The organism is Amycolatopsis sp. NPDC039088 (assembly GCF_055598845.1).
Map to the genome: position 1 here is coordinate 85,166 of NZ_JBVKAE010000017.1, position 25,273 is coordinate 110,438.

The 25,273-nt window shown below is 67.1% G+C and carries 26 protein-coding genes; 8 read left to right on the top strand and 18 right to left on the bottom strand.

Annotation, left to right across the window (positions count from 1 at the left end; translation table 11 throughout):
* The first annotated feature begins 410 nt into the window (after positions 1 to 410).
* On the top strand, positions 411 to 1,139 hold the full coding sequence (locus ACZ7KI_RS22360; protein WP_470275037.1) for a hypothetical protein: 729 nt from the start codon (positions 411 to 413) through the stop codon (positions 1,137 to 1,139).
* An 88-nt stretch (positions 1,140 to 1,227) separates the two neighbouring features.
* Here ACZ7KI_RS22360 and ACZ7KI_RS22365 read toward each other — a convergent pair whose 3' ends face one another.
* From ACZ7KI_RS22365 to ACZ7KI_RS22420, 12 genes are all read right to left on the bottom strand, one after another.
* Complete coding sequence (locus tag ACZ7KI_RS22365; protein ID WP_470275038.1) at positions 1,228 to 2,949, bottom strand: S8 family serine peptidase; 1,722 nt, start codon at positions 2,947 to 2,949, stop codon at positions 1,228 to 1,230.
* A gap of 70 nt (positions 2,950 to 3,019) precedes the next feature.
* Entirely contained in the window at positions 3,020 to 4,024 is a 1,005-nt protein-coding gene (locus tag ACZ7KI_RS22370; RefSeq protein WP_470275039.1) for an ABC transporter ATP-binding protein, read from the bottom strand.
* Positions 4,017 to 5,009, bottom strand: a complete 993-nt coding sequence (locus ACZ7KI_RS22375) for an ABC transporter ATP-binding protein (protein WP_470275040.1) — start codon at positions 5,007 to 5,009, stop codon at positions 4,017 to 4,019. Before ACZ7KI_RS22375 ends, ACZ7KI_RS22370 begins: the two co-directional genes overlap by 8 nt.
* A 6-nt stretch (positions 5,010 to 5,015) precedes the next feature.
* Positions 5,016 to 5,969: an ABC transporter permease gene (locus ACZ7KI_RS22380; RefSeq protein WP_470275041.1), complete on the bottom strand. Its 954-nt coding sequence runs from the start codon at positions 5,967 to 5,969 to the stop codon at positions 5,016 to 5,018.
* Entirely contained in the window at positions 5,962 to 6,888 is a 927-nt protein-coding gene (locus tag ACZ7KI_RS22385) for an ABC transporter permease (RefSeq protein ID WP_465503668.1), read from the bottom strand. The genes ACZ7KI_RS22380 and ACZ7KI_RS22385 overlap by 8 nt, the downstream gene beginning before the upstream one ends.
* A gap of 158 nt (positions 6,889 to 7,046) precedes the next feature.
* The gene (locus ACZ7KI_RS22390) at positions 7,047 to 8,663 is read right to left on the bottom strand and encodes a peptide ABC transporter substrate-binding protein (RefSeq protein ID WP_470275042.1); all 1,617 of its coding nucleotides are present in this window, start codon (positions 8,661 to 8,663) and stop codon (positions 7,047 to 7,049) included.
* Between the two features lie 257 nt (positions 8,664 to 8,920).
* Complete coding sequence (locus ACZ7KI_RS22395) at positions 8,921 to 9,874, bottom strand: Ppx/GppA phosphatase family protein (protein WP_470275043.1); 954 nt, start codon at positions 9,872 to 9,874, stop codon at positions 8,921 to 8,923.
* A 23-nt stretch (positions 9,875 to 9,897) separates the two neighbouring features.
* The gene (locus ACZ7KI_RS22400; protein ID WP_470275044.1) at positions 9,898 to 11,064 is read right to left on the bottom strand and encodes a lytic transglycosylase domain-containing protein; all 1,167 of its coding nucleotides are present in this window, start codon (positions 11,062 to 11,064) and stop codon (positions 9,898 to 9,900) included.
* A 184-nt stretch (positions 11,065 to 11,248) separates the two neighbouring features.
* Entirely contained in the window at positions 11,249 to 11,725 is a 477-nt protein-coding gene (locus tag ACZ7KI_RS22405; RefSeq protein ID WP_007028815.1) for a DUF501 domain-containing protein, read from the bottom strand.
* 61 nt (positions 11,726 to 11,786) lie between these two features.
* Positions 11,787 to 12,146: an FtsB family cell division protein gene (locus ACZ7KI_RS22410; RefSeq protein WP_470275128.1), complete on the bottom strand. Its 360-nt coding sequence runs from the start codon at positions 12,144 to 12,146 to the stop codon at positions 11,787 to 11,789.
* A gap of 246 nt (positions 12,147 to 12,392) precedes the next feature.
* The gene (gene eno / locus ACZ7KI_RS22415; RefSeq protein WP_044852173.1) at positions 12,393 to 13,679 is read right to left on the bottom strand and encodes a phosphopyruvate hydratase; all 1,287 of its coding nucleotides are present in this window, start codon (positions 13,677 to 13,679) and stop codon (positions 12,393 to 12,395) included.
* A gap of 91 nt (positions 13,680 to 13,770) precedes the next feature.
* On the bottom strand, positions 13,771 to 14,259 hold the full coding sequence (locus ACZ7KI_RS22420) for a VOC family protein (protein WP_465502714.1): 489 nt from the start codon (positions 14,257 to 14,259) through the stop codon (positions 13,771 to 13,773).
* 72 nt (positions 14,260 to 14,331) lie between these two features.
* Between ACZ7KI_RS22420 and ACZ7KI_RS22425 the strand changes: the two genes are divergently transcribed.
* The gene (locus ACZ7KI_RS22425; protein WP_061986245.1) at positions 14,332 to 14,745 is read left to right on the top strand and encodes a tetratricopeptide repeat protein; all 414 of its coding nucleotides are present in this window, start codon (positions 14,332 to 14,334) and stop codon (positions 14,743 to 14,745) included.
* Positions 14,746 to 15,098: 353 nt separating this feature from the next.
* Here ACZ7KI_RS22425 and ACZ7KI_RS22430 read toward each other — a convergent pair whose 3' ends face one another.
* Positions 15,099 to 15,668, bottom strand: a complete 570-nt coding sequence (locus ACZ7KI_RS22430; RefSeq protein WP_470275045.1) for a helix-turn-helix domain-containing protein — start codon at positions 15,666 to 15,668, stop codon at positions 15,099 to 15,101.
* A gap of 54 nt (positions 15,669 to 15,722) precedes the next feature.
* On the opposite strand from ACZ7KI_RS22430, the gene ACZ7KI_RS22435 reads away from it, so the two are divergent.
* Positions 15,723 to 16,646 (top strand): NAD(P)/FAD-dependent oxidoreductase, encoded by a 924-nt coding sequence (locus ACZ7KI_RS22435; RefSeq protein WP_470275046.1) that lies wholly within the window; start codon positions 15,723 to 15,725, stop codon positions 16,644 to 16,646.
* Here the strand turns inward: ACZ7KI_RS22435 and ACZ7KI_RS22440 are convergent.
* Positions 16,619 to 17,326: a murein transglycosylase gene (locus ACZ7KI_RS22440; protein WP_470275047.1), complete on the bottom strand. Its 708-nt coding sequence runs from the start codon at positions 17,324 to 17,326 to the stop codon at positions 16,619 to 16,621. The two genes, ACZ7KI_RS22435 and ACZ7KI_RS22440, sit on opposite strands and share 28 nt — an antisense overlap.
* Positions 17,327 to 17,600: 274 nt before the next feature.
* Between ACZ7KI_RS22440 and efeU the strand changes: the two genes are divergently transcribed.
* Genes efeU through ACZ7KI_RS22460 form a run of 4 tightly spaced genes read left to right on the top strand, consistent with a single transcriptional unit; the run spans position 17,601 to position 21,283 of the window.
* Positions 17,601 to 18,443, top strand: coding sequence for an iron uptake transporter permease EfeU (efeU, locus tag ACZ7KI_RS22445; protein WP_470275048.1), 843 nt, complete (start codon positions 17,601 to 17,603; stop codon positions 18,441 to 18,443).
* A 2-nt stretch (positions 18,444 to 18,445) separates the two neighbouring features.
* Positions 18,446 to 19,576: an iron uptake system protein EfeO gene (efeO, locus tag ACZ7KI_RS22450; protein WP_470275049.1), complete on the top strand. Its 1,131-nt coding sequence runs from the start codon at positions 18,446 to 18,448 to the stop codon at positions 19,574 to 19,576.
* Positions 19,573 to 20,838 (top strand): iron uptake transporter deferrochelatase/peroxidase subunit, encoded by a 1,266-nt coding sequence (efeB, locus tag ACZ7KI_RS22455; RefSeq protein WP_470275050.1) that lies wholly within the window; start codon positions 19,573 to 19,575, stop codon positions 20,836 to 20,838. The genes efeO and efeB overlap by 4 nt, the downstream gene beginning before the upstream one ends.
* Before the next feature lie 34 nt (positions 20,839 to 20,872).
* Positions 20,873 to 21,283 carry a PPOX class F420-dependent oxidoreductase gene (locus ACZ7KI_RS22460; RefSeq protein ID WP_470275051.1) on the top strand — a complete coding sequence of 137 codons (411 nt, stop codon included), beginning with the start codon at positions 20,873 to 20,875 and terminating at the stop codon, positions 21,281 to 21,283.
* Between the two features lie 485 nt (positions 21,284 to 21,768).
* On the opposite strand, the gene ACZ7KI_RS22465 is transcribed toward ACZ7KI_RS22460, so the two are convergent.
* Entirely contained in the window at positions 21,769 to 22,116 is a 348-nt protein-coding gene (locus ACZ7KI_RS22465; RefSeq protein ID WP_470275052.1) for a MerR family transcriptional regulator, read from the bottom strand.
* 25 nt (positions 22,117 to 22,141) lie between these two features.
* On the opposite strand from ACZ7KI_RS22465, the gene ACZ7KI_RS22470 reads away from it, so the two are divergent.
* Positions 22,142 to 22,516 (top strand): putative quinol monooxygenase, encoded by a 375-nt coding sequence (locus ACZ7KI_RS22470; RefSeq protein ID WP_470275053.1) that lies wholly within the window; start codon positions 22,142 to 22,144, stop codon positions 22,514 to 22,516.
* A 16-nt stretch (positions 22,517 to 22,532) separates the two neighbouring features.
* Here the strand turns inward: ACZ7KI_RS22470 and ACZ7KI_RS22475 are convergent, their stop codons facing one another.
* Genes ACZ7KI_RS22475 through ACZ7KI_RS22485 form a run of 3 tightly spaced genes read right to left on the bottom strand, consistent with a single transcriptional unit; the run spans position 22,533 to position 25,266 of the window.
* The gene (locus ACZ7KI_RS22475) at positions 22,533 to 23,084 is read right to left on the bottom strand and encodes a hypothetical protein (RefSeq protein ID WP_470275054.1); all 552 of its coding nucleotides are present in this window, start codon (positions 23,082 to 23,084) and stop codon (positions 22,533 to 22,535) included.
* Between the two features lie 8 nt (positions 23,085 to 23,092).
* Positions 23,093 to 24,466 (bottom strand): hypothetical protein, encoded by a 1,374-nt coding sequence (locus ACZ7KI_RS22480; protein WP_470275055.1) that lies wholly within the window; start codon positions 24,464 to 24,466, stop codon positions 23,093 to 23,095.
* Entirely contained in the window at positions 24,463 to 25,266 is an 804-nt protein-coding gene (locus ACZ7KI_RS22485; protein WP_470275129.1) for an ABC transporter ATP-binding protein, read from the bottom strand. The genes ACZ7KI_RS22480 and ACZ7KI_RS22485 overlap by 4 nt, the downstream gene beginning before the upstream one ends.
* Positions 25,267 to 25,273 lie beyond the last annotated feature (7 nt).

Sequence of the window (25,273 nt, forward strand, 5' to 3'; positions counted from 1 at the left end):
GGGGGGAGAGGGTAGGAGGCCCGGGGGAGGGTCGGGAAGATTTCTGGGGAACGGGGGAGGGTTGGGGGAGGGAAAGGAAGGGGCCTTTCATAGCAAATTTTGCTATGAAAGGCCCCTTCATTGCACTACCGAGGCGTATTCTGTCGGTCCGTCGGGTCACTATGACGACCATGTACCTATCCAAGAACCCACTCACCGACTCCTACCTCCGGCAGTACAGTCGAGACGGCGTCATCCGCGTTGCCACCCTGGAACAACTAGGGGTTTCACAAAGTACCTCGTATCGAAGATGCCAGCCTGGAGGCAAGTGGACTCACCTGCTTCCAGGCATCGTTCTCCTGTCCCGGGCCAGGCCGACTGCCCGACAGCGCGTCGAAGCCGCGCTGATGCACACTGACGGTCACGGGATCGTGACTGGATTCGAGGCCGCGCGTCGCTATGGACTTCGACAGACGCCCTCAGGAGAAGCAGTCCATATCCTCATTCCTCAGCGTCATCACATCAGAAGCGCGAAGTTCACGATCGTCGAGAGAACGATCCACATGCCAGATCGTCGACTGCTCAGTGGCGTACCGCTCGCGGCTCCGCCTCGCGCGGTACTCGACGGACTCAGGCGCATACGCGAGCTGGACCCGGTACGCGCGCTGTTGCTTGAGGCAATCGAAAAGGGGCTCTGCACACTGGATCAACTACAAGCCGAGCTCGAGTCAGGCAGCAAGCGCGGCACGGCACTACCCCGTGCGGTACTTCGCGAACTCGAAGCCGATGTCCTTTCCGTACCTGAAGCCGCCTCGCTTTCGATCTGGCAGCGCGCCGGTCTTCCTCCAGCCGAGCGGAACGTCAAGGTCTACGACGTCCACGGCAACTACATCGGCAAACCCGACTCATGGTGCGATGAACTCGCCATGGCTTGGGAGATCGATTCGTACTCCTTCCACTTCGGCAGGAATGCCTTCGACAAAACGCTTCATCGTAACAATCGTTACGCTGCAGCAGGAATCGTTGTCGTGCAAACGCTTCCCGCCCGACTACGCGATGAGCCCGACAAGGTCATCGGAGAACTTCGAGCCGCCGCAGCGGCCGCCGCCCAACGACCACGACCCAGTATTTTCGTCGCCCGGGAGGAGCGCGCGGCTTGAGCATCACTTCAGTGCAATGAAGGGGCCTTTCATAGCAAATTTTGCTATGAAAGGCCCCTTCATTGCAGTAGCTGGCGGAAACGAGGGGTCAGCCTCGCAGGTACTGCGAACCCCGCGTCACGGCCGACCACGCGTCAACGGCACCGTGACCGTAGAAGCCGTTGAACGAAGCGTCGCCGACGCAGGTCGCGGTGAAGGACGCGTCCCGGCCTTCCTTGAGGTAGTCGACGGTCCGCGGCACCGGGCACGCGATGTCCGACGCCGTGCCTTCGAGCACCCGCTGCACCGCGTCCGGGTCCATCCCGAAGTCGCGCGAGCCCTTGCCGTACTGCGAAACGATGAGCGCGGCGACGCCGGTCGCGTGCGGTGACGCCATCGACGTTCCCTGCAGCCACTGGTAGTAGCCGACGCGGCCGTCGGGAGCGGTCGCCTTCTGGATTCCGGCGGTGACTCCGTCGGGCGTGATGTTCCCGGCGGCGTCGATGTTGCCTTCGGCGACACCGACGTTGCGCGGGTACGTCGAGAGGATCTCGTTCTCGAGCGTGCGGAACCACGGGGTGCCGAAGCCGTCACGGAAGTATCCGCCGGGCGCGGAGACCGAGATCTGCTCGACGCCGTAGTTCGAGTAGTCCGCCTTCGCCTGCGACGGGCCGAAGGACGAGACGCCGATGGTGTGCGGGCCCTCGACGGGCAGCGAGAGGCAGCTCGCGTTGTCGATCTGCCGCGGGTGCGTGCTGTTCGACGGGTAGTCCGGGCTGGAGGCGTCCGGCTGCGGGGCGCCGAGGTCGCTGTGCTGGTTGCCCAGCGAGACGACCTGGGTGACGCCCTTGCGGTGCGCGTAGTTCAACGCGCGGGTCGTCGCCTCGATGATGGTGCGCTGTTCCGCCTGCTCCGCGGCCGAGTCGGCCGGGTTGGAAGAGCAGTTGTAGAGCCAGGGATCCGTGTAGAAGCTCATGTTGACGACGTCCACACCGGCGTCGCCGGCGTAGGTGATCGCGTCCACGGTCGGCTGCAGGAAGAAGAAGCCCGAGTCCTGGCCGGCGCGGAGGTTCACCAGCGTGACGTTCGGCGCGACGCCCGAGACCCCGAAACCGTTCGCGGCGGCGCCGATGGTGCCGGCGACGTGCGTACCGTGTCCGTTGTCGTCGACGTCGGTGGGGTCGACGCAGCCGCGGTACTCGCACGGTCCGTCGACGGGCTCACCGTTCACGTCCGCGACGATGTCCTTGGTGAAGTTCCGCGACGACGCCCGGTCGAAGTTCGGGGCGATGTCCGGGTGACTCGCGTCGACACCGGTGTCGATGATGCCGACCTTCACCCGCTTGTCGCCCGGCTGCACGGTGCGCGAAAGGTCCGAACGGACGGACTTGAGACCCCAGAGCTGGCTGTCGAGCGGATCGAGCCCGGCGGACTGGGCCGAAGCGGCCTTCGGTGCCGAAGCCGCCCCTCGGCTCTCCTTCTCGACGACGTTCGGCTTGACCTTCGCCTTGCTGCTCTTCGGCGCGGAGCCGATCGGCTTCGCTTTGGTCGCACCGAACACCGAACGGTCGGCGGAGACCCGCTCGGCGAAACCGTTGGCGGGCGCGGTCGCGGTGATCAGGCCGACCGCGGCGTTGCTGGTCACGACCGTGCCACCGGCGGCACGGATCGCGCGCTCCACCGAAGCGACACTCTGTCCCGCTCGGGCGAGAACGGAGAATTCCGTCGGCGCACCGGAAAGCTGTGGCTGCGCGGACGCCACCGGCGCCGCGACGATCGCGCCGAACAACGGGACCGCCAAGGCGATGACGAGAGATCTCGATCTTTTCACTTCATGCCTCCTGAAGAAAACGATTCGTGCAAACTACGTCACTGGCCGTCGGCCTTCAACGAAGTCCCTACTAAAGTCCGGGCACGACGGTTTTTTCCTCCGCGAAATGACAGGCCGACAAATGTCCACCGGTCCGGGTGATCAATTCGGGTTCCTGGTCGGCGCAAATGTCTTGCGCCTTCCAGCACCGGGTGCGGAACCGGCAGCCCGACGGCGGATCCAGCGGGCTCGGCACGTCGCCTTCCAGGCGGATCACCTGCCGCTGCCCGCGCAACGCCGGGTCGGCGACCGGCACCGCCGACAGCAGCGCCTGCGTGTAGGGATGCGAGGGATGCTCGTAGATCTCCTCTTCCGTCCCCATTTCCACGATCTTGCCCAGATACATCACCGCGACCCGCGTGGAAAGGTGACGGACAACCGACAGGTCGTGTGCGATGAACACATAGGAAAGGCCGAATTCCTTCTGCAGTTCACCGAGCAGGTTCATCACCTGTGCCTGGATGGAAACGTCCAGCGCGGAAACCGGTTCGTCACAGATGATGACCTTCGGCCGCAACGCCAAGGCCCGCGCGATGCCGATGCGCTGCCGCTGCCCGCCGGAGAACTGGTGCGGATAGCGGTTGATGTGCTCGGGGTTCAGCCCGACGACGTCGAGCAGGTCCCGCACCTTCGCCGCCCGCGAGCCCTTCGGAGCCACATCGGTGTGAATCTCGAAGGGTTCACCGACGATGTCACCGACCGTCATCCTCGGATTCAGTGACGTGTAAGGATCCTGCAGCACGATCTGGATCTCGCGACGCATTTTCCTGAGTTCGGCGCCCCGCAACGCGAAGAGGTCACGGCCTTCGAAGGTCGCGACCCCGCCCGTTGGTTCCTCCAACCGCATCAGCACCTGGGCCAAGGTGGACTTGCCGCAACCGGATTCCCCGACCACACCCAGGGTTTCGCCCGGCATGAGGTCGAACGAGACGCCGTCGACAGCCTTCACGTGACCAATCGTGCGTTTGAACAGGATCCCCGCTCGCACCGGGAAGTACTTCACCAGGTTTTCGACCCGCAAAATGGGCTCAGACACGCTCACTCACCACCTCTTCGGCGAAGTGGCAGGCGCTGACCCTGCCGAATCCGAGACTGTGCAGCGCGGGCCGTTCGGACTCGCACCGGTCCACCGCCCGGGGGCAACGCGGATGGAACGGACAGCCCGGCGGGACGTGCAGCAGACTCGGCGGCAGGCCCGTGATGGTCTTCAGCGTCTGTCCTTTGAGGTCCAGCCGCGGCAGGGAGGCCATCAGCGCCTCGGTGTAGGGATGCCCCGGCGAGCGGAACAACTCGGCGACGTCGGCCTGTTCGACGATCCGGCCCGCGTACATCACCGCGATCCGGTCGGCGACCTCGGCGACCACCGCCAGGTCGTGGGTGATGAGGATCAGCCCCATCCGCCGTTCGGCCTGGATCTCCGCCAGCAGGTCCATGATCTGGGCCTGCACGGTGACGTCCAGCGCGGTGGTCGGCTCGTCCGCGATCAGCAGATCCGGATCGAGCGCGAGCGACATGGCGATCATCGCGCGCTGCCGCATCCCGCCGGAGAACTGGTGCGGGTACTCGCGGATCCGGCGCGCCGCGGCCGGGATGCGCACGATGTCGAGCAGTTCGATCGCCCGCTTTCGTGCGTCCTTTTTGGACATGCCGAGCCGGACGCGCAACTGTTCCTCGATCTGGAATCCGACGGTGAAGACCGGGTTCAGCGCGGAAAGCGCGTCCTGGAAGATCATCGCGATCCCCGCGCCCCGCACCTCACGCCGCCGTTCTTCGGTGGCGGTGAGCAGATTCTCGCCGCGGTACCGGACGGCGCCACCGGTGACGACGGCGGGCGGGCTGTCGAGAATGCCCATCACCGTCTGCGCGGTCACGCTCTTGCCTGAACCGGATTCGCCCAGCACGGCAAGGGTTTCCCCGGCGTGCACGGAGTAGTCGACGCCGTTGAGCACCGTCGCGACGCCGTCCGAGGTCCGGAACTCGACGTGGAGATCTTCCACTTCCAGCAGCAATTCGTTGTCCACGACCACTCACCGGGCCTTCGGGTCGAGTGCGTCGCGGATGCCGTCACCGAGCATGACGAACGCGAGCACGGTGACGGTCACGAATCCGGCGGGGAACAACAACATATGCGGGATGACCCGGAAATAGTCCCGCGCGTCGCTGATCATCACGCCCCACGAGACGACCGGCGGCCGCACGCCGACACCGAGGTAGGCCAAGGTCGCCTCCGCCCCGATGAAGGCACCGAGCGCGATGGTCCCGTAGACCAGCACCGGCGCGACCGTATTGGGCAGCAGATGCCGGAGCACGATGCGCGGTGTGCTCGCGCCGAGACCGCGAGCGGCCTTGACGTAGTCGAGCTGCTTGGCCACCAGCGTCGCCGAACGCATGATGCGCATCGCCACCGGCCAGCTCAGCGCCGCGATCGAGAACACCACCTGCACGATGATGGTGACCGCGCCGGGATTCGTACCGGGCGCGTTGAACGTCGTGAGGATGACGATCGCGCCGAGCACGAACGGCAACGCCGCGAAGATGTCGCCGACCCGGGAGAACAGGCTGTCGATGAGACGCCCGTAATGCCCGGCCACGATCCCGACGATCGAACCGATCAGGATCGTCAGCACCGTCGCGAAGACACCGACCAGCAACGACGCCCGCGCGCCGTGAATGGTCCGCGCGTAGACGTCGTAACCCTGGTTGTCGTAGCCGAACCAGGCGTCCGCGGACGGGCCTTCGTTGGCGTGCGTCAGATCGCTGAACCCGGCCGGACGCGAGCTGAACAGGTCCGGCGCGATGGCGATCAGCACGATCAGCAGGATGATGACGGAAGAGATGATGAAGGACGGTTTGCGGCGCAGCATCCGCCAGGCGTCACCGCCGAGGCTGCGCGGCTTGTACGCCAGCGCGGAGTCGTCGGCGACGCCTGCGGCGGCGACGTCCACAGAGGACACGCCACCGGCCACGTTGGGGTCAGTCATAACGGATCCTCGGGTCGAGAACGGCATAGAGCAGGTCGACGGTGAGACTCACCAGCAGATAGACCATCACCAGCAGGACGACGACGCCGGTGACGGTGGCGCCCTCGCGGTTCTGGATACCGCGGAAGATGAGCCCGCCGATGCCGTTGATGTTGAACACGCCTTCGGTGACGATGGCCCCGCCCATGAGCGCGCCGATGTCGGTGCCGATGAAGGTCAGTACCGGGATCACCGAGTTGCGCAGCAGGTGAACACCGACGACACGGCTGCGCGGCTGTCCTTTCGCGACGGCCGTGCGGACGTAGTCGGCGTGCCGGTTCTCGGCGATACTCGTTCGGGTCAGCCGGGCGATGTAGGCCATCGAGAGACTGCCCAGCGCTATGCCGGGCACGATGAGCTCGCCGACCGTCGCGTCCTCGGACACGCTCGCCTCGATGAGGCCCAGTTCCGAACCCAGGATGATCTGCAGCACGATCGCGGTGACGAACACCGGGATCGAGATCAGGAACGTGGTCGACATCAGCACGAGGTTGTCGAGGAAACCCTTGCCGCGCAGCCCGGTCAGGATGCCGGCGGCGAGTCCGATGATCGCCTCGATGGCCACCGCGATGAGCGCGAGCCGGACGGTGACCGGGTAGGCGTTCGAGATCAGCTCACCGACCGAGACGCCGTTGAAGGTCTCACCCCAGTCACCGGTGAACAGGTTGCCGAGGTATTTGAAGTATTGGACGAAGATCGAATCGTCGAGGTTGAACTTCGCGGTCATCATCTCGACGTAGGCGGGCGGGCAGGCGACCTGACCGCATTTGCCCGCGAACGGGTCACCGGGCACCGCCCACACGAGGGCGTAGATGAGGAACGTGGTGCCGAAGAAGACCGGAATCAGTTGAAGTAGGCGACGGAGGATGTACTGGGACATGGGCGTGCCGTCCTGGAGATCGCGTGGTGGGAGCTGTGGGATCGGCGGGGGGGGGGGGGGGGGGGGGGGGGGGGGTGGGGGGGGGGGGGGGGGGTGGTGTTTCTCCCCCCCCCCCCCCCCCCCCCCCCCCACGACGCACGCCAGTCCCGCGCGGTGCTCTACTTCGCGGCGACCTCAATGGACGAGTAGTCCGCGAGGCGGCCGAAGTCGAGCTTCGCGACCTTCAGCCGGTTCGACTTGCCACCGACGCCCTTCTCCTCCCACACCGGGATCTGCGGCAGGTCCTTCGCGATCAGGTCCTCGGCCTGCTGGTACAGCTTGATCGCGGCCGCCTTGTCGGCGGTCTGGTCCGCCTGGTTCAGCAGCGCGTCGACGGCCGGGTTGTTGTACGTCGAGTCGTTGGAGGAACCCGTGCTCTTGTAGCGCGGGTTCAGGTAGTTCTCGATCGACGGGTAGTCGGCCGACCAGTCGGAGCGGCCCATGCCGGTCAGCTTCCTGCCGTTGACGATGCTGCGCCACTGGCCGAAGTCGGTCGCCGGGACGAAGTCGCATTCGACGCCGAGCGCGTTCTTGATGCTGTTGCACGCCGCGACCAGCGGTTCCTTACGGCCGCCGTCCGCGTTCGAGGCGATGGTCAGCTTGCCGGTGTACCCGGACTTCGCCCAGAACTCCTTGGCCTTCGCCGGGTCGAACTTGCAGAACTCGCAAACGCCGGGCCGGTAGCCCTCGATACCGCGCGAAACGTAACCGTCGGCGGGCGAGTAGGTGTCGTTCATGACGGTCTTGACGATCTGCTCGCGGTCGATGGCCAGCGAGATCGCCTTACGCAGGTCCAGGTTGTTGTAACCGGGGACGTAGTACGGGATGGCGAGCGCGCTGATGCCGAGCAGGTTTCCTTCGACCAGACGCTCACCGAGGTCGGTCTTGTACTTCCCACCGGCCTTCGCCGCCGGCGGGAGCGCCTCCATGAAGTCGAGGCGGTTGCTCAGCAGGTCCTGGTACGCGGTTTCCTGGCTGGTGTAGATGCGGACTTCCAGGTCCTTGAACTTGACCTTGTCCTCGCCCTGGTATTCGTCGAACCGGGTGAGCTTCATGTTCTGGTTGGGCGTGCGCGAAACGAATTTCAGCGGGCCGTTCCCGATGGGGGCCTTGGCGAACCCCTCCGGGTCGGCGAAGAACTTGTCCGGGAGCGGCGCGAAAGCGAGGTAGCCGATCTTGGTGGCGAACACCGAGAACGGACCCTTGAGGGTGACCTGGAATTCGTAGTCGTTCACGATCTTGAGCCCGGACATCTCTTTGACGGTCGGCTCTTTGGCGCTGATTTCGTCGTAGCCCTGGATCTGCTCGAAGAACGACGCGTTCTGCATGCCGTTCTTGCCGTTCGCGCTGTAATTCCAGGCGTCGACGAAGTTCTTCGCCTTGACTTCGGTCCCGTCGTGGAACTTCCAGCCCTTTTTGATCTTGATGTCGAAGACCTTCGAATCGGTCGTGGTGATCGATTCGGCCATCAGGTTGTACGGCTCGGCCGTGTCGGACTTGTAGCCGACCAGCGCCGAGAAGACCGGCTTGAGGGCTTTGGACCCGCCGAGTTCGTTGGTGTTGGCGGGGATCAGCGAGTTCTCCGGCTCGGTGCCGTAGACCGAGACCGCCGCGTTGGCGTCAGTGGCGCCGGATCCCTTGTCTTGGCTGGATCCACCACCTCCACAGGCCGTCAGCAGCATGGCCGCCGTGGCCACCACCGCCGTCGCTCCCCAGAACCCGCGTGAAGCCCGCATGTCCACTCCAACTCTCGTCGTCGGATCGTCCGGCGAGCGCTGGTCGCGCCCTGCCGTCCAGAAGGTGAGACGACGCTATGGGACACGTGAAGCCGATCACAGTGCGTTGGTGTTGCAAATGTGTGACGGTCTCCCCGACCACCCGGTTAGAGCACAACGTTGGTAGCAACCGCGTTGCGCCGAACGGCCCAACCCGGACAGGAGGTCACCAAGTGATCACCGAAAGAAATGGCCGCACATAAGAGAAAACGGCTTTCTCAGGCCAGCGAGAGCGCGATCCCGTCGAGGATGTCGTGCTCGGAGATCACCAGTTCGCCGGGACCACTGCGCGTGGCGAACTGTTCGGCCAGCACCTGCACGATCACCGACCCGCCGCCGATCACATCGACCCGGCCGGGGTGGATCACCGGATTCGCGGCACGGGTCGCGTGGTCGGCCGTGAGAAGCGACTGCGCGACACGGTCGATGTCGGCGTGGGAGAGCTTCGAAAGGTGCGTGCGCTCGGAGTCGTACTCCGACAGGCCCTGTGCCACGGCGGTCAGCGTGGTGACCGTACCGGCGACACCGATCCACGTCTTCGCGGTGGACACGTCCACGACGTCGAAGGCTTCGGAGAGCACCTTCGCGGCCAGCTCACGGGCTTCGGCGATCTCGGCGGCGGTGGGCGGGTCGGACTTCAGCGCGCGTTCGGTGATCCGCACGCAGCCGATGTCGACCGACTTCGCGGCGATGACCTCGGCCTGGCGGCCGTCCCAGGTGCCAACGACGAGTTCGGTGGAGCCGCCGCCGACGTCGACCACCACGAACGGGCCGTCGTCCGGGTCCTGCTCGCCGACGGCGCCGGTGAAGGACAGCCGGGCCTCTTCGTCGCCGCTGATGACCTCGGCCTCGGTGCCGAGCACCTCACGCGTCATCGCGAAGAACTCGTCGCGGTTGCTCGCGTCGCGGGTCGCCGACGTCGCGACCATGCGGACCTTCTCGACACCCTTGCGGCGCGCGGCGATCGTGTAGTCGGCCAGCGCCTTGCGGGTGCGTTCGAGCGCCTCGGGGGCCAGCCTGCCGGTGGCGTCCACGCCCTGGCCGAGGCGGACGATCCGCATCTCGCGGTGCAGGTCGCGCAGGTCGACCGTCCCGTCGTGGCGAGGGGTCAGCTCGGCGACGAGCAGACGGATGGAGTTGGTCCCACAGTCGATCGCGGCAACACGAGGCATGCCTTGAGCTTAGACAATGCCGATCAAGTGGGGTCCGCGGCGGCTTTGCTGCTCGATGACGACACCGTCGTCGTCGTTGTGGTCGTTGTCGGCGAGCTACATGTGGTCGGCGGCGGTGGGGTCTGACTCGTGGACGTCGGGCTCGTACTCGAAGTCGGTTGCGTCTCCGTCACGGTGACTGTCGGACATTGCGGCGGCTTCTGACTCGTCGACGATTTCGACGGCGACGAACTCGAACTCGTCCCCGGCAACGTGCTCGAAGGCGGCGGCGTCGCCGAACCGGGCGGCGTCGGCGGCACCGGAGGCGGCGGGACCGAAGCGGGCGGCGGTGCGGCCGCGGCGTTCGGCGCGCCGATCGGCACCTTGCTGTCCGGCGTCGGCAGCACCCCCGTGCGGTAGGCCTCGGCCCAGATCAGCACGGTGTTCACGTAGGTCTCGGAGTTGTTGTAGCGGAAGACGGCCGCGCGCAACTGGTCCGGTTTGGACAGATCAAGTCCGCCGGAGCACAGATACCGGCCGGTGCCCAGCGCCGCGTCGAAGATGTTGTTCGGATTGGACTCGTTGTCGCCGTTGCCGTCGGAGGCGTAGCGGGCCCAAGTCGACGGGATGAACTGCGTCGGGCCGACGGCGCGATCCCAGACGGTGTCACCGTCGTACTTGCCGCCGTCGGTGTCCGGGATGGCCGCGAACGGACCGGCACCGTTGAGCTGCGGACCCAGAATGGGTTCGAGGGTGTTGCCCTTCGCGTCGACGAAACCGCCGCGCGCGTGATTGGACTCGATCCGGCCGATACTCGCGATCAGCGCCCAGTCGATATGGCAACCGGGCTGTTCGGCGATGAGGATGTCGGCGGCCTTGCGGTACGCGGCGAGCGCGGTCACCGGGATGCCGAGCGGTCCGTTGGGGAGTTCGTCCGCGGGAAGCGGGAGCGGGGTCGGCGCGTTCGGCAGACTGCCGTCGACGCCGATCTGCTGGACGAGCGGGTTCTTCGGGTCATAGCCGCCTACGAGGGCGACGTCGTCGGAATGGATCGTGCTCGCCGTCGCGGCCCAGCTGCCGGCACCGACGACCGCGGCACCGGCCGGGACGATGGCGAGGACACCTCCGGCCACCGCGGCGATCGTACGGTGCCGGAGACAGAGTCTCCGGACATGACCGTTCACCGCGCCTGGCACGTGCCTCACGCGCATACCTCAGAACCCTCCCGGCGGATCGCGACTCGGCGAATCCGTTCCTTACCCACCCGAAAACCCACACCTGGTGCCCAGCCTGCCGCATGCGGTGACCGGTTTCACCCCATTGGGGAGGACCAGTTGGCCTTCATCGGGTGAATTAACCCACCTGGAGGAACTATCTGTACATCCGGGGTAGGTGTTACCCCTGGCAGTCGCCCGACGGCCACCCGTTCGCTTTGAGCAGCGCGAGGGTCTCGTCCCCGAACGGGTTCACGCCGGGACCGACGGCGAGCGTATGCGCCAGATGGACGTGCAGGCACTTGACGCGGCCGGGCATCCCGCCCGCGCTGACCTCGTGGCCGAGCGAATCGATGGCGTCGCGTTCGGCGAGGTAGCTCTCGTGGGTCCGCTGGTAGGCGGCCGCCAGCTCGGGGTCCTCCGCGAGCCTGTCGGTCATCTCCTTCATCAGCCCGGACGCCTCGAGGGTGCCGACCATCGAAGTCAGCTTCGGGCAGGTCAAGTAGTAGAGCGTCGGGAAGGGAGTGCCGTCGTCGAGGCGGGGACTGGTCTGCACGACCGACGGGTGGCCGCTCGGGCAACGCGCGGCGACGGCGCGCAGCGCACGGGGTGCCCGGCCGAGCTGTTCCGCGATGATCTCGCGGTCGGCGTCGGTCACAGGCTCATAAGAAGACTTTTCCGTGCTGTTCACGCCACTAAGGCTAACCGGGGCCCGGAGCTCAGCCGCCCGCGACCTGATCCCACAGCTTCTCGTACCAGGAGCCCGACGGCACCGGCTGCTGACCTTGCTCGCCCTGCTCGGGCGCCTTGTCCTCGGGCAGCTGCACGATGTACGGCGTCTCACCGGGTTTCACGAAACCGAACCGCTTGCGGGCCTCGGCCTCGATCTGCGCCGGGTCGCTCAACTCGGCCTTGCGAGCCTCCAGCTGGGCGACGCTCCGCTGCAGTTCGGACTGCAACTGCTGCTGCTCGTTCACCTCGGACTTCTGGCTGAGGTACGTGCGCAGCGGGACGGCGATGGTGAACGCGAGCGCGCACACCACGATCGCCACCACCGCGGCCCGGCGGGTGGTGGACATGCCGAGCACCTTCGCGGCGCCCGACGCCCGCTTCGCCGCGAGGCTGCGGCGCAGCCGGGTTCGGGCGCGGACCTCCGTCGTCGTGGTCCGCCGGGCGCGCTCCGGTCGGCGGCCCCTGCTGGAGCCACCGCCGTCCGCGCGCCCGCTACGACGGGTCCGCGCCCTCCCCCGGTCCGCCATCATCTCTATCGCGCCTTCGCTTCTCCGCTGAGCCGCGACTTCAAAAGATCAAAAACCACTTCCGCCTCATCCCTCCGGGGTGAACCGCGGGAAGGCGAGGTCGCCGGCGTAACGCGCCGCGTCGGCGAGGGTCTCCTCGATCCGCAGCAGCTGGTTGTACTTGGCGATGCGCTCGCCGCGTGCCGGGGCGCCGGTCTTGATCTGGCCGACACCGGTGGCGACGGCGAGGTCGGCGATGAAGGTGTCCTCGGTCTCGCCGGACCGGTGGCTCATCATCGACTTGTAGCCGTAGGAGGTGGCCAGCGAGATCGCGTCGAGGGTCTCCGACAGCGTGCCGATCTGGTTGACCTTCACCAGCAGCGCGTTGGCGGCGCGGCGGGTGATGCCCTCTTCGAGGCGGTCCGGGTTGGTGACGAACAGGTCGTCGCCGACGATCTGGACCTTCTCGCCGACCTCGGCGGTCAGCTGGACCCAGCCGTCCCAGTCGTCCTCGCTCAGCGGGTCCTCGATGGACACGAGCGGGTAGTCGCGCAGTAGTTCGGCGTAGTAGGCCGACATTTGCTCGGCGCTCTTCTTCGCGCCTTCGAAGGTGTACGCGCCGTCGGAGAAGAACTCCGTCGCGGCGACGTCGAGCGCCAGCGCGACGTCGCGGCCAGGGGCGTATCCGGCCTTCTCGATCGCCTGAAGGATCAGGTCGAGCGCCTCGCGGTTGTTCTTCAGGCTGGGCGCGAAGCCGCCTTCGTCGCCGAGACCGGTGGCCAGGCCGCGGCCCTTCAGCACCGACTTCAGCGAGTGGTAGACCTCGGTGCCCCAGCGCAGGGCCTCGCGGAACGACTCGGCGCCGATCGGCGCGATCATGAACTCCTGGATGTCCACATCGGTGTCGGCGTGCGCGCCACCGTTGAGGATGTTGAGCATCGGCACCGGCAGCACGTGCGCGTTCGGCCCGCCGAGGTAGCGGAACAGCTCCAGCTCGGCCGATTCGGCGGCGGCCTTCGCGACGGCGAGCGAGACACCGAGGATGGCGTTCGCGCCGAGGCGGGACTTCGCCGGGGTGCCGTCGAGGTCGACCAGCTTCTGGTCGACGATGCGCTGGTCCACGGCGTCGGTGCCGACGAGGTCCGGGCCGATCTCGTCCAGGACGGCCGCGACCGCGCGCTCGACACCCTTGCCGTTGTACCGGCCGGTGTCGCCGTCACGCAGCTCGACGGCTTCGTGTTCGCCGGTGGACGCACCCGAGGGGACCGCGGCCCGCGCCAGCGTGCCGTCGTCGAGAGCCACCTCCACTTCGACCGTCGGGTTGCCTCGCGAGTCCAGAATCTCGCGAGCGCCTACCTGCTCGATGAGCGCCACGCCATGCTCCTCATGTGGGTTGTGCCTGCGGTGACGGGCCCCAGCCTAGCCGTCGGCGCCATTCACCCGTTGGAGGCACGCGCCACATCGCTCACTCCGCGGGTGGTTCGTCCGACCGGATCTCCCGCCAGCCCGACGGAAGCTCGACGGTGTCGGAGAACTGCTGCCAGAACGTCCAGCTGTTGCCGCCGATGTCGGAGACGGTGAACACGCGGGCGCCGTAAGGCTGATCCTGCGGAGCGTCGAGGTCGGCGTCGTCGCCCAACGCGGCGCGGACCCGCTCGTACTGAGCGTCGGCGTCGGGAACGTAGACGATGTTCAGCTGCCCGACCGGACCGTCGACACCCTTGGCTTCCCAGTACTCGGGACCGACCCCGGCCAGCTGGATCTTCGCCGGACCGGCGCACAGCGTGGCCTGGAACACTTCGCCGGAGGCATCGGCGAAGCGCACCTCCTCGGTGAACCCGAACACTCTGACCAGCCACTCGACCGCTTCGGTCGCGTCGGTGTAGTAGAGGTACGGCGCGAGTCCGAGGTAGCCGGGCTCGTTCTCGGGCCTATCCGCTTCGGCACTGCTCATGGCGAGACAGTCCACCATGACCGTTTCAGCGCCTCGTGAACGGCCCTGCCCCGGCGTATCGTGGAGCGGACCATGATGGATGCCGAACCCGCCCCAGAAACCGGTCCGGACTCGTCCGGCGAATCCCGGTTCCGCGCCTTCCGACAGGCGGAGGCGCTGGTCGAAAGCCGCAGGCCGCTCGACGCCCTCAAGGCCCTCGAGCCGCTGCTGGAGGACGAAACCGACAAACCGAGCGTGCAGCTGCTGGCCGGTCGCGCGTACTTCCACTCCGCACAGTTGCGACGGGCCGAGCGCGCCTTCACCCGGGTGCTGGAACTGGATCCCACCGATCATTACGCGCGGTTCGTGCTCGGACGGACCCTCCAGCGCCTCGGCCGGTTGACCGAGGCGCTCGCGCAGATGCGGATCGCGTCGGCGATGCACCCGATCCCGGAGTATCTGGAAGCGATCAGCGAGGTCAGTGCGCGGATCGCGCTGCGGGACTGACCCCGCCAGGGGAGCAAGGGTCCCGGCAAAGTCGGGACCGTGCAGGTCGGGGACCTCTTCGTCATGGCGCAGGCCGACGTCTATGAAGGAATTGGGACGTTGAGTGTCCCAATTCCTTCATGGACACGGGGCCGCACCCGGTTGCGAAGTTTGATCAACAGAGCTTCAGGGGCATGCCCGTAAACCTGGTGCACCTCGAGTGTGGAGGATTGGGGACGTTCACCGTCCCCAATCCTCCACACTCGAACCCCGCAGGCATCAGCGATGCCACATCCGGACCACCAAGAACAGTGCCGACCAGCAACTCTGCGACTTTGCCGGGACCCCGCCAGGGGAGCAAGGGACCTTTGCTCTCAACTGGACTTGGCCCGCAAGTGAGCGCGCTCACCCTGCTTGCCGAACAGCACCAGCAGTTCCACCGGCCCCGGCCCCGCGCTGCCGAACCAGTGCGGCACCCGCGTGTCGAACTCGGCGGCCTCGCCCGGCCCCATCGTGAAATCGCGGTCGCCGAGCACCGCCCGCAACCGTCCGCTGAGGACGTACATCCACTCGTAGCCCTCGTGTGTCCGTTGCACCGGTTCGACGTCCTCGACCGGGATCAGCAGTTTGAACGCTTGCGGCTGCCCTGGCTGCGCGCTCAGTGACCAGGCGGTGAACCGGCCGAATTTCCGCGGTTTCATCCGGACCCGTGGGTCGGCGGGTTCGGGTTCGCCGACCAGTTCGTCGAGCGGGACCTGATGCGCCTCCGACAGCGTCAGCAGCAGTTCCAAGGTCGCCTTCCGCGAGCCCGATTCGAGCCGGGAGAGCGTGCTGGCGGAAATCCCCGTCGCCTCCGAGAGCGCGGAGAGGGTGGTGCCCCGTTCCTTGCGAAGCTGCTTGAGCCTCGGGCCGACCTCGGCGAGCCGCCGTTCGATGTCCTGCATGACCCCAGTTTGCCAAATCGGCAAAGAACTTTGCCAGACTTCCGCGGGATCCGGATGCTCGGGAGCATGAACAGCAACGAATTCGACGTAGTGATCATCGGTGGCGGCGTCGCGGGTCTCAGCGCGGCACTGGTCCTTGGCAGGGCACGGCGCAAGGTCGTCGTGATCGACGCCGGCACCCCGCGCAACACGCCCGCCGCGCACGCGCACGGTTTCCTGACCAGGGACGGCATTCCACCCAAAGAACTGCTGGCGATAGGCCGCGACGAAGTCCGCGGATACGGCGTCGAGATCGTCGAGGACGTCGTCCACCGGCTACGGCGCGACAAGGCGGTGGAACTGGCGAGCGGGCGGGTCATCAGCGGACGCCGGATCGTGGTGACGACCGGGCTGGCGGACGAACTGCCGGACGTCCCCGGCGTCGCGGAGCGTTTCGGCACCGACGTGCTGCACTGCCCGTACTGCCACGGATGGGAAGTGCGCGATCAGCGCTTCGGCGTGCTGGCCACCTCCGGGAAATCGATCCACCAGGCGCTGATCGTCTGGCAGTGGAGCAAGGACCTGACGTTCTTCACGCACACCCAGCAGATCTCGCCCGAGGACCGGGCGAAACTGACCGGGCTGGGCATCCGGGTCGTCGACGGGAAGGTGTCCGAACTCGCCGTCGAAAACGACCGGTTGGCCGGGGTCCGGCTCGTCGACGGTGACCTCGTCGAACGCGATGTCGTGTTCGTCGGCCCGAAGTTCGTCCCGCACGACAAGCTTCTCGCTCAGATCGGCTGCGAGCGCACCCAAGACGGTTTCGTCGCGGTGGACGCGCAGGGCCGTACGAACGTGGACGGCGTCTGGGCGGCGGGGAACGTCGTCGATCCGATGGCGCAGCTGGTCGTCGCGGCCGGGGAGGCCTACAAGATGGCGTCGACGCTCAACTTCGATCTCGTGCTCGAGGATCAGGGCGCGACGCTGGCGTCCGCGTAGGCGTCGGCCGCGCTGAAGACCTCCTGGGCGTAGGGAACGGCCGGGTCGAAGACCCGCATCGCCTTCCACCAGCCCGCCGGAGTGGCGGTGTCGTCGCCGTCTGCGCACAGAAAGCGAGCGGCGGCGAGGGCGGCGTCGTCGAGGTCCTTCGTATCCGGCCGTTTGCCGTCACCGGTGGCGCGCATCGCGTGTTCGGCCCAGACGTCGGGCGCGAGCGGGATCGGGTCCGGCCTGCCCCGCGCCGCCTCGACGTGGGAGATCCCCGCGAGGGTCGCCCAGGAGAGGTGACAGCCCGGCTTCTGGCGCCGGAGCCACATCTCGGCCCGGCCGTAAGCGGACAGATCGGCGACGGGAAGCCGGGTCTTCGAGGCCACCCGCTTCGCCCAGGTCTCCAGTTCGGCGGCGTCGGAAACCGTGGGCCGGTCGGGCGGCGCGGCGAGCCCGGCTCGCGGTGTTGCCACCCCCGGCTGCGGCTTCTGGTCGGGAACCGCCAGCGCGGGCTGGGGTTGCGGCGGCGGGGGTGGCTCCTCCCCACCCGGCCGGTGCACCCCGACGGTCATGATCAGCACCACGCCGGTGAGCACGAGCCCACCGGCGAAAGCGAGCCTGGGGACGTAAGGCGGCAGAGGACGCGAAGTGGGCTCGGGGGTGTCGACGCTCGACTGGGTGGTTTCGGCCACCCGGTCAGGTTACTTCGCCACACCACCGAGCGAAGCCCCGTTCGGGCGGCCAAGCCAACTGTCGGTAAAAAGGATCGACGATCGGTCCTCGGCGGCCGATTCGTTATGTGCCGAGCTTAGGCCACCCTGACCTGCGGATGCTTACGACAGCGGTGTCCGATCAAGGCCCCTTCAAGCGTTTCGTCCGCTTACGGGTCGCGTCACTCCCCCTGGACTTTCAGGGAAGCCTTACCTAAAACCAGGAGGTTCAGTCAGGACGACCAGGGAGAACGACGTGTGGTTCGCGAGTGCGCTCATCGGCCTTCGAGAAGGTCTGGAAGCCGCCCTCGTCGTCAGCATCCTCGTCGCGTTCCTGGTCAAGACCGAACGGCGGCACGCGCTTCGCTGGGTGTGGCTCGGTGTCGGCGTGGCGATCCTGCTGTCGGTCGGGGTCGGCGCGATCCTCACCTACTCCACCGCGCAGCTGTCCTTCGAACAGCAGGAGCTGCTCGGCGGCACCCTCTCGATCGTCGCGGTCGGCTTCGTGACGGCGATGATCTTCTGGATGCGCAAGGCGTCGAGGACGATCGCCGCCGAACTGCGCGGGAAACTGGACGAAGCGCTCGACGTCGGCCCGCTCGCCGTCCTCGTCCTGTCGTTCTTCGCCGTCGGCCGGGAAGGCCTTGAGACGGCGGTGTTCTTTTACGCAGGCGTGCAGACCGCGCAAGGCGGGACGACCGAACCGCTGATCGGCTTCACCGGCGGGATCCTCGTCGCGATCGTGCTGGCCTACCTGATCTACCGCGGCGCCGTCCGCTTCGACCTCGGCAAGTTCTTCACCATCACCGGGGTCCTGCTGGTGTTCGTCGCGGCGGGCGTGCTCGGCTACGGCCTGCACGACCTGCAGGAGGCCGCCTTCCTTCCCGGTTTGACCGTGCTCGCGTTCGACGCGTCGGCCGTACTGCCGGAGACGAGCTGGTACGGCGCGCTGCTCAAGGGGATCTTCAACTATTCGCAGCAGACGACGGTGCTCCAGGCCGTCGCATGGGTCGCGTACGTGGCCATCGTGCTGCCTTTGTTCCTCAGGCCCAAGAAGAAGGTCGTGGCGGTTCCCGCCGCGGCCGCAGTTAAGGAGTGACCGTGTCTCGTCGATTCCCGCTCGCCGCCCTCGCCGGCGTCGGCGCCTTGGTGCTCACCGCCTGTGGTGGCGGCGAGGAGAAGCCCGCCGCCGCGGGCGGGCCGATCAAGGTCGAAGCCTCGGACACCGCGTGCGCCGTCTCGGCCACCACCGCGAACGCGGGCCCGGTGACCTTCGAGATCACCAACAAGGGCAGCAAGGTCACCGAGTTCTACCTCTACGCCGAGGGCGACCGGATCATGGGCGAGGTCGAGAACATCGCGCCGGGGCTGAACCGGCGGCTGATCGTCGAGGTCGCCGAGGCGGGCAAGTACCAGACCGCGTGCAAGCCGGGCATGACCGGCGGCGGCATCCGGGGCGAGTTCACCGTCACCGGCGGCGCCGCGAAGCAGGCCGACCCGAACTCGCAGAAGGCGCAGGCGGTCAAGAGCTACGCGGAGTACGTCGCGAACAACACCAAGGCCCTCGACGAAGAGACCACCAAGTTCGTCGCCCTCGTGAAGGCGGGCAAGGCCGACGAGGCGAAGGCCGCGTACGCCCGCACCCGCGTCTACTTCGAGCGGGTCGAGCCGGTGGCCGAGAAGTTCGGCGACCTGGACCCGAAGATCGACGCGCGCGAGGCCGACCTCGAGCCGGGCCAGAAGTTCACCGGGTTCCACCGGCTGGAGAAGGACCTGTGGGTGACCGGGCTCCAGCCGGACGCCGCCCAGATCGCCGACCAGCTGCTCGCCGACGTCAAGGAACTGGTCACCAAGTCGGCGGCGCTCGAACTGAACGCGCTCGACCTGGCCAACGGCGCCAAGGAACTGCTCGACGAGATCGCCACCGGCAAGATCACCGGCGAGGAGGAGGCGTTCTCGCACACCGATCTCTCGGACTTCCAGGGCAACCTCGACGGCTCGAAGGCCGCGATCAACTCGCTGCGCCCGCTGCTGGCGGCGAAGGACCCGGCTCTGGTATCCACTTTGGACAAAGAGTTCGGCAACGTGCAGGCGCTGCTGGACAAGCAGCGCGAAGGTGACGGCTTCAAGCTGTACACCACGCTGAGCCAGGACCAGATCAAGCAATTCGCGGCGGCTGTCGACGCGCTCGGCGAACCGCTGAGCAAGGTGGCCGAGGTCGCGGCGCAATGAGCGAGGCGGAGCACACGCGGGTCACCCGCCGGAAGCTGTTCGGCATGGCGGGAGCGGGTGCCGCTCTCGTCGGGACCGGCGCGGCGGCCGCGTACGGCGCCGACAGGCTCCTCGGCGGCGACAACCCGGCACAGGCGGCACAGAACGTCGTCGAGTTCCACGGCGAGCATCAGGCCGGGATCGTCACGCCGGTGCAGGAGAACCTGCACTTCGTCGCGCTGGACGTGACGACGAAGGACCGCGAAAAGCTGGTCAAGCTGCTGCGGACGTGGACGGACGCGGCCCGGCGGATGACCGCGGGCCAGGAGGTCGGAACGGGCGGCGCCGTCGGTGGCGCGCCCGCCGCCCCGCCGAGCGACACCGGTGAGGCGCTCGATCTGGCGGCGTCTTCGCTGACGCTGACCATCGGGTTCGGTCCCTCGTTGTTCGACGACCGGTTCGACCTGGCGGCCAAACGCCCGGCCGCGCTGATCGACCTCCCCATGTTCCCGCAGGACAAACTCGACCCCGCGCGCGGCGGCGGCGACATCTGCGTCCAGGCGTGCGCGGACGATCCGCAGGTCGCGGTGCACGCGATCCGGAACCTGGTGCGACTGGGCTTCGGCGTCACCGCGGTGCGCTGGTCACAGCTCGGGTTCGGCCGCAGTTCGTCGACGTCGCGGGCGCAGTCCACGCCACGGAACCTGTTCGGCTTCAAGGACGGGACGCGCAACATCAAGGCCGAGGAAACCGACGTCCTGCGCGACCAGGTGTGGGCGGCGGCCGAAGACGGCCAGCCGTGGATGGCGGGCGGAACGTACCTCGTGGCCCGCCGGATCCGGATGCACATCGAAACCTGGGACCGGGAATCGTTGCAGGGCCAGGAAGGCATCGTCGGCCGGTCGAAGGGTGCCGGTGCCCCGCTCGGCCAGGCGGCCGAGTTCGACGAGCCCGATTTCCACGTGGGTGGCGCCGGCGGCGAGAAGCTGATCCCGGAGGACTCGCACGTCCGGCTGGCCTCGCACGAGAACCTGAACGGGGCGCGGATCCTGCGCCGCGGTTACAACTTCGTCGACGGCTCCGACGGTGTCGGGCACCTCGAAGCGGGATTGTTCTTCCTCGCGTTCAACCGGGATACGCGCAGGCAGTTCGTGCCGATGCAGCAGGCGTTGTCGTCGAAGGACGCGATGATGGAGTATCTGCAGCACACCGGATCCGCCCATTTCGCCGTGCCTCCGGGCGTGCGCGAAGGCGGTTTCTGGGGCGAGGGTTTGTTCTCTTGACCTCCAGTTAAGTGGAGGTCGCACACTGGATCCCATGTTCAGTGAAGCGGAACTCGACTACCTCGCCACCCAGGGTCTCGGGCGGCTCGCGACGGCGCAGCCGAACGGGACCCTGCAGGTCAGCCCGGTCGGCTACGCCTACAACCCCGAAACCCGCACAATCGACATCAGCGGCTACGAACTGGCGAAGAGCAAGAAGTTCCGGAACGTGGCCGCCAACGGGCAGGCCGCGTTCGTGGTGGACGACATGCCTTCGCAGGACCCGCCGAGGATCCGTTGCCTCGAAATCCGCGGCCGGGCCGAGGCGCTGACCGGCGCACGCACGGCCGATGGTCACTTCGACGGAGCCGTGATCCGGATCCACCCCTCGCGGATCATCAGCCTCGGCGTCGACGACCCGGACCACGACCCGCTCGATCTCGTTCCGCACAACCGGAACGTGTGACGGCGGCCCTCTTTCAAGTACGTGATGGCCCCCTTCCTTGCGTCCTGACGCAAGGGTCCCGGCAAAGTCGCATTCTCCCGAAGCCGCTGCCGCCGATCATGTCGCGAAAGCCACTTTCAGGACACCACATGTCCCGAAAGTGACTTTCACGACACCTCGGTGAAGACTTCGGGAGCCGGGCATGTCTCCAATGTGGCATTGGGGACAACGGACGCGGCGCAAACCGATATCGCACGCAACACGCCACATTTGCCTTACTCCCCAATAACCCTCTTTAACACTCACGCCCCCACGCAGAACCGCATATAAAGACATCACTCAGACACGCAATGGCGCGGAGATGTCCTTTGTGGACACTGAAGCCCGGCCGACATCCAGAACCAGGCCTGCCCCACCTCGGTTCGTCCTCGACTTTCCGGGACCCTTGCGCCAGACGCAAGGAAGGGGGCCATCACGTACTTCTGTTCTGTACGTTGAGCACCGACCTAGGCGTGACTGGAGGCTTCGAGGATGTCGCCCAGAGCGGCGCGGGCTTGGGTGAGGCCGGCTATACGGGAGTCCAGCTCGGCGTACTGGGTTTTGAGGTGGTCGAGGACGCAGGCCTGGAGCTCGGTGCCGTCTCCGACGAAACAGGGCATGAGTTCGTGGATGACCTTGGTAGGAAGTCCGGCGGCGAGCAGGGTGCGAATGCGGGCGACGGTGGCGGGAGCCGCGGAGTCGTAATGACGGTGGCCACCTTCGCTGCGGCGGGAGGTGAGCAGCCCCCGGGCCTCGTAGTAGCGAAGAAGACGTACGGCCACGCCTGTTTCGCGGGACAGCTCCCCGATCTTCATATGACCCACCTCACACGGAACCGACTTGAAGCTGACATTGATGTCAGCTCCTAACGTCGATCGCATGACGACTATTTCGACCGCACCAGCACCCGTTTCGCTCTACGGCTTCCTGACTCCCAAGCCCGGGCACGCCGACGAATTCAGGAAGCTCCTGATGGACCTCGTCGAGCCGTCTCGAGGGCACGAAGGCAGCCTTCAGTACCACCTCCACGAACAGGAAGACGGCCGGTTCTTCCTCTATGAGGTTTGGCGCTCACAGGAGGACCTCGACCGGCACAACGCGACTCCACTCCTGCGCGCCTTCATGGCCGAACTTCCTGAGCACCTCGACGGAGCGCCCGAGGCTTACTTCGGCGTGATGAGGAGTCCCTATCCGGCCACCGTGGTCAGTGATTGACGGGACCCCGGTGTGGTCAGCGACGGCCACCGAAGACCGCGTAGGTCCCGAGTCCGGCGACGGCGAGCACTACGGCGGTCCACGTGGCCGCGGCCACGTCCGCGGGTTGCAGGAGCCAGGTCGCCACCAGTGTCCCCGTGTCCTTCCCCGGCGGGGTGAAGAACGCGACCGCGAAAGCGAACAGCGGCAACGTCCACCCGTAGGCCCCGCCGAACAGCACCGCGGCGATCCCGACGAGACCGAGCAACCCGCCCGCGTTCCGCGCGATGATCTCCACCGGGACCCGCTCCGCCTCCCACAGCCGGGGCAGCAGCACGGCACCGAAAGCGAGGCCACCGATCAGCAGGAGATGCAGACCGCGACGGGGCCGCCAGCGGATCGCGGCGGTCCGGTCGAGGTCGGCGTCCTGCCCGCTCAGACCGGTGGCGGGCACCGCGACCGCCACCGTCAGTGCCAGCGAAACCGGGATCAGGGACCAGGAATCCCTCGCCAGCAACCACAGCACCGCCATGCTCACCACCAGCGCCGCGAACGACGCGGGCATGGCGCGCGAGCGCGCGTACAGCACCGCCCACCTCATCGAGCGCCGCCGAGGAGGATGTCGAGCTGGTTGCCCTGGCAGGTCAGGCCCGCCTGGCGCTGCGCGATGATCCGGGTGCGCTGGACGTCGGGCGGCAGCGCGCGGAACGCCTCCGACTTCCGGGCGACCTCGTTCTTCGTCTCGTCGCTCAGCCAGGAATTCCCCAGCATCGCCCACTCGCCGAGGAACCAGCTCGACGTGATCGACCGAGCGGTGAGTTCGTCCAAATAGGACTTGTCTGCGCCTTGGAGGGTGTAACAAGTCGGCGTCCCGGCACCGGCGACCAGCGTCCGCGTCATGTTGTCCGAATTCATCGTCGAACGGATGGACCAATCCAGCAGGTCGACGAAAACGGTGTCCGCGGCACGCGGCGGCACCTCGTCGGAGTCCAGCCGCCGATCCAACACCGTGACCTTGCCCGGTGCGTCCGGCAGCGTTCCCAAGAGCCGCAACGCTTCCTTTCCGGGTCCGGCGAGACGGGCGAGTTCGGGCTCCAGCATGCGGGGGACGCAGACCGGACCGTCACAGACCATCGCCGTCGCGCGCGGGTCCACGGTCTTGGCCTCGGCGAAGGTCGCGGGCAGGACCGGTACCGCGATCGCGGCGGCCACCAGCGCGGGGACGACGGCGAGCGCCTTCGCCCGCTTGGAGCCGGCCGCCAACAGGAGGAACCCGGCCACGGCCAACCCTACGAGCCAGATTCCCTGCCCGAGATCCATCCGGTTCGCGGTGGTGGTGAACGGATCGGTGGTGACCTCCATCGCGGGAGAGAGCAACGAGACCCGGGCCGGAACAGCGCCTACGAGCACGCTTCCCTCCGACCCGGCGATCTGGAACACGATCACGGTCACGAAAGCGGCGACGGCCACCGCGGGAGCGGTCAGCGGATGCGGCAGCAACCGGCCGATCCCAAGTCCGATCCAGGCGCCCGCGAGCATCGCCAGCACGCCGACCCCGACGATCGGCAGCCAGCCGAAGGTGAAGAACGCGCCGCTGAAGCCCACTTGCACGGCACCGACGGCGAAGATCAGCAGATAGCCCAGCACCAGCAGACCACCCAGCGCACCGGCGAGTTTCGCCGCACGATGCCAGCCTGGGCGGGGCATCGTGGCCAGGAGTTCGACCATGCCGGACCGGCTGTCGCGCATGCCTTGGATGACACCGGCGCCGATCGCGATCGGCCACAGGAAGACCAGCAGGAACCGGCTCCACTTCGCGGCGGGAACCCAGTTTTCGTCCCAGGCGAGGGGCGCCTTCGACCACGGCCCGCTGAACGAGTACAGGAACCCGAACGCGACGACGAGGATCGCGAGTGTGGCCCAGGGAGCGATGGAACGACGGAGTTCGATCCGCAAAACGCGCGTGTTCACCAATTCCCCCTGCCCGGCTCGTGCCCCAGCAGCGCCGAGTAGCCGCGCTCGATCGGGCTGTCGCCGACGTACTCCTCGCTCCCTGCCGCGGCCAGCTCGTCCGGAGTCCCCTGGAAAACGAGCTTTCCGTCTTCGAACAGGACGACGTCGGTGCAGGCTGTCGCGACGTCCTCGACGAGATGCGTCGAGACGACGACGCAGGCGTCCCGCCCCAGTTCCTGCATGAGATCCCGGAACCGCACGCGCTGCGCCGGGTCGAGCCCGGCGGTCGGCTCGTCCAGCAGGAGGATGTCGGGATCGTTCACGATCGCCTGCGCGATCCCGACCCGCCGCACCATCCCGCCCGACAGCGTCTTCATCTTGTCGTCGGCGCGATCGGCGAGGCCGACCCGTTCGATCGACCGCTGCACCGCTGCGGGGATGTCCTCTCGGGCCATCTCCTTGAGCCAGGCGATGTACTCGACGAACTCGCGGACGGTGAAGCGCTTGTAGAAACCGAAATTCTGCGGCAGGTAGCCGATCCGGCGGCGCAGGCGGCGCTGATCGGTGAGTCCCCCGACAGAATCGCCGAGCAGCGCCAGCCCTCCCTCCGCCGGCCGGAGCACCGTCGCCAGCGCCCGGATCAGCGTGGTCTTCCCGGCCCCGTTCGGGCCGAGCAGACCGTGCACCCCCGTACCCAGTTCCAGGTCGAGCCCGTTCACGGCGAACTTGCGCTTGCCGACCCGGACCTTCAGCCCCTCCGCCTTGATCTGCCACGCGTAGGTCGTCGGCGCGACCTCCGCGGCCCCGACAGCACGCATCATGTTC

Bases quoted from the DNA above. Each gene is read 5' to 3' on its own strand.
- ACZ7KI_RS22485 (WP_470275129.1), bottom strand. From the start codon at position 25,266: ATGCGTGCTGTCGGGGCCGCGGAGGTCGCGCCGACGACCTACGCGTGG.
- ACZ7KI_RS22410 (WP_470275128.1), bottom strand. From the start codon at position 12,146: ATGTCCACCACCCGCCGGGCCGCGGTGGTGGCGATCGTGGTGTGCGCG.
- ACZ7KI_RS22430 (WP_470275045.1), bottom strand. From the start codon at position 15,668: ATGCAGGACATCGAACGGCGGCTCGCCGAGGTCGGCCCGAGGCTCAAG.
- ACZ7KI_RS22380 (WP_470275041.1), bottom strand. From the start codon at position 5,969: ATGACTGACCCCAACGTGGCCGGTGGCGTGTCCTCTGTGGACGTCGCC.
- efeB (WP_470275050.1), top strand. From the start codon at position 19,573: ATGAGCGAGGCGGAGCACACGCGGGTCACCCGCCGGAAGCTGTTCGGC.
- ACZ7KI_RS22400 (WP_470275044.1), bottom strand. From the start codon at position 11,064: ATGCGCGTGAGGCACGTGCCAGGCGCGGTGAACGGTCATGTCCGGAGA.
- ACZ7KI_RS22465 (WP_470275052.1), bottom strand. From the start codon at position 22,116: ATGAAGATCGGGGAGCTGTCCCGCGAAACAGGCGTGGCCGTACGTCTT.
- ACZ7KI_RS22425 (WP_061986245.1), top strand. From the start codon at position 14,332: ATGATGGATGCCGAACCCGCCCCAGAAACCGGTCCGGACTCGTCCGGC.
- ACZ7KI_RS22435 (WP_470275046.1), top strand. From the start codon at position 15,723: ATGCTCGGGAGCATGAACAGCAACGAATTCGACGTAGTGATCATCGGT.
- ACZ7KI_RS22420 (WP_465502714.1), bottom strand. From the start codon at position 14,259: ATGAGCAGTGCCGAAGCGGATAGGCCCGAGAACGAGCCCGGCTACCTC.
- ACZ7KI_RS22460 (WP_470275051.1), top strand. From the start codon at position 20,873: ATGTTCAGTGAAGCGGAACTCGACTACCTCGCCACCCAGGGTCTCGGG.
- ACZ7KI_RS22395 (WP_470275043.1), bottom strand. From the start codon at position 9,874: ATGCCTCGTGTTGCCGCGATCGACTGTGGGACCAACTCCATCCGTCTG.
- ACZ7KI_RS22390 (WP_470275042.1), bottom strand. From the start codon at position 8,663: ATGCGGGCTTCACGCGGGTTCTGGGGAGCGACGGCGGTGGTGGCCACG.
- ACZ7KI_RS22385 (WP_465503668.1), bottom strand. From the start codon at position 6,888: ATGTCCCAGTACATCCTCCGTCGCCTACTTCAACTGATTCCGGTCTTC.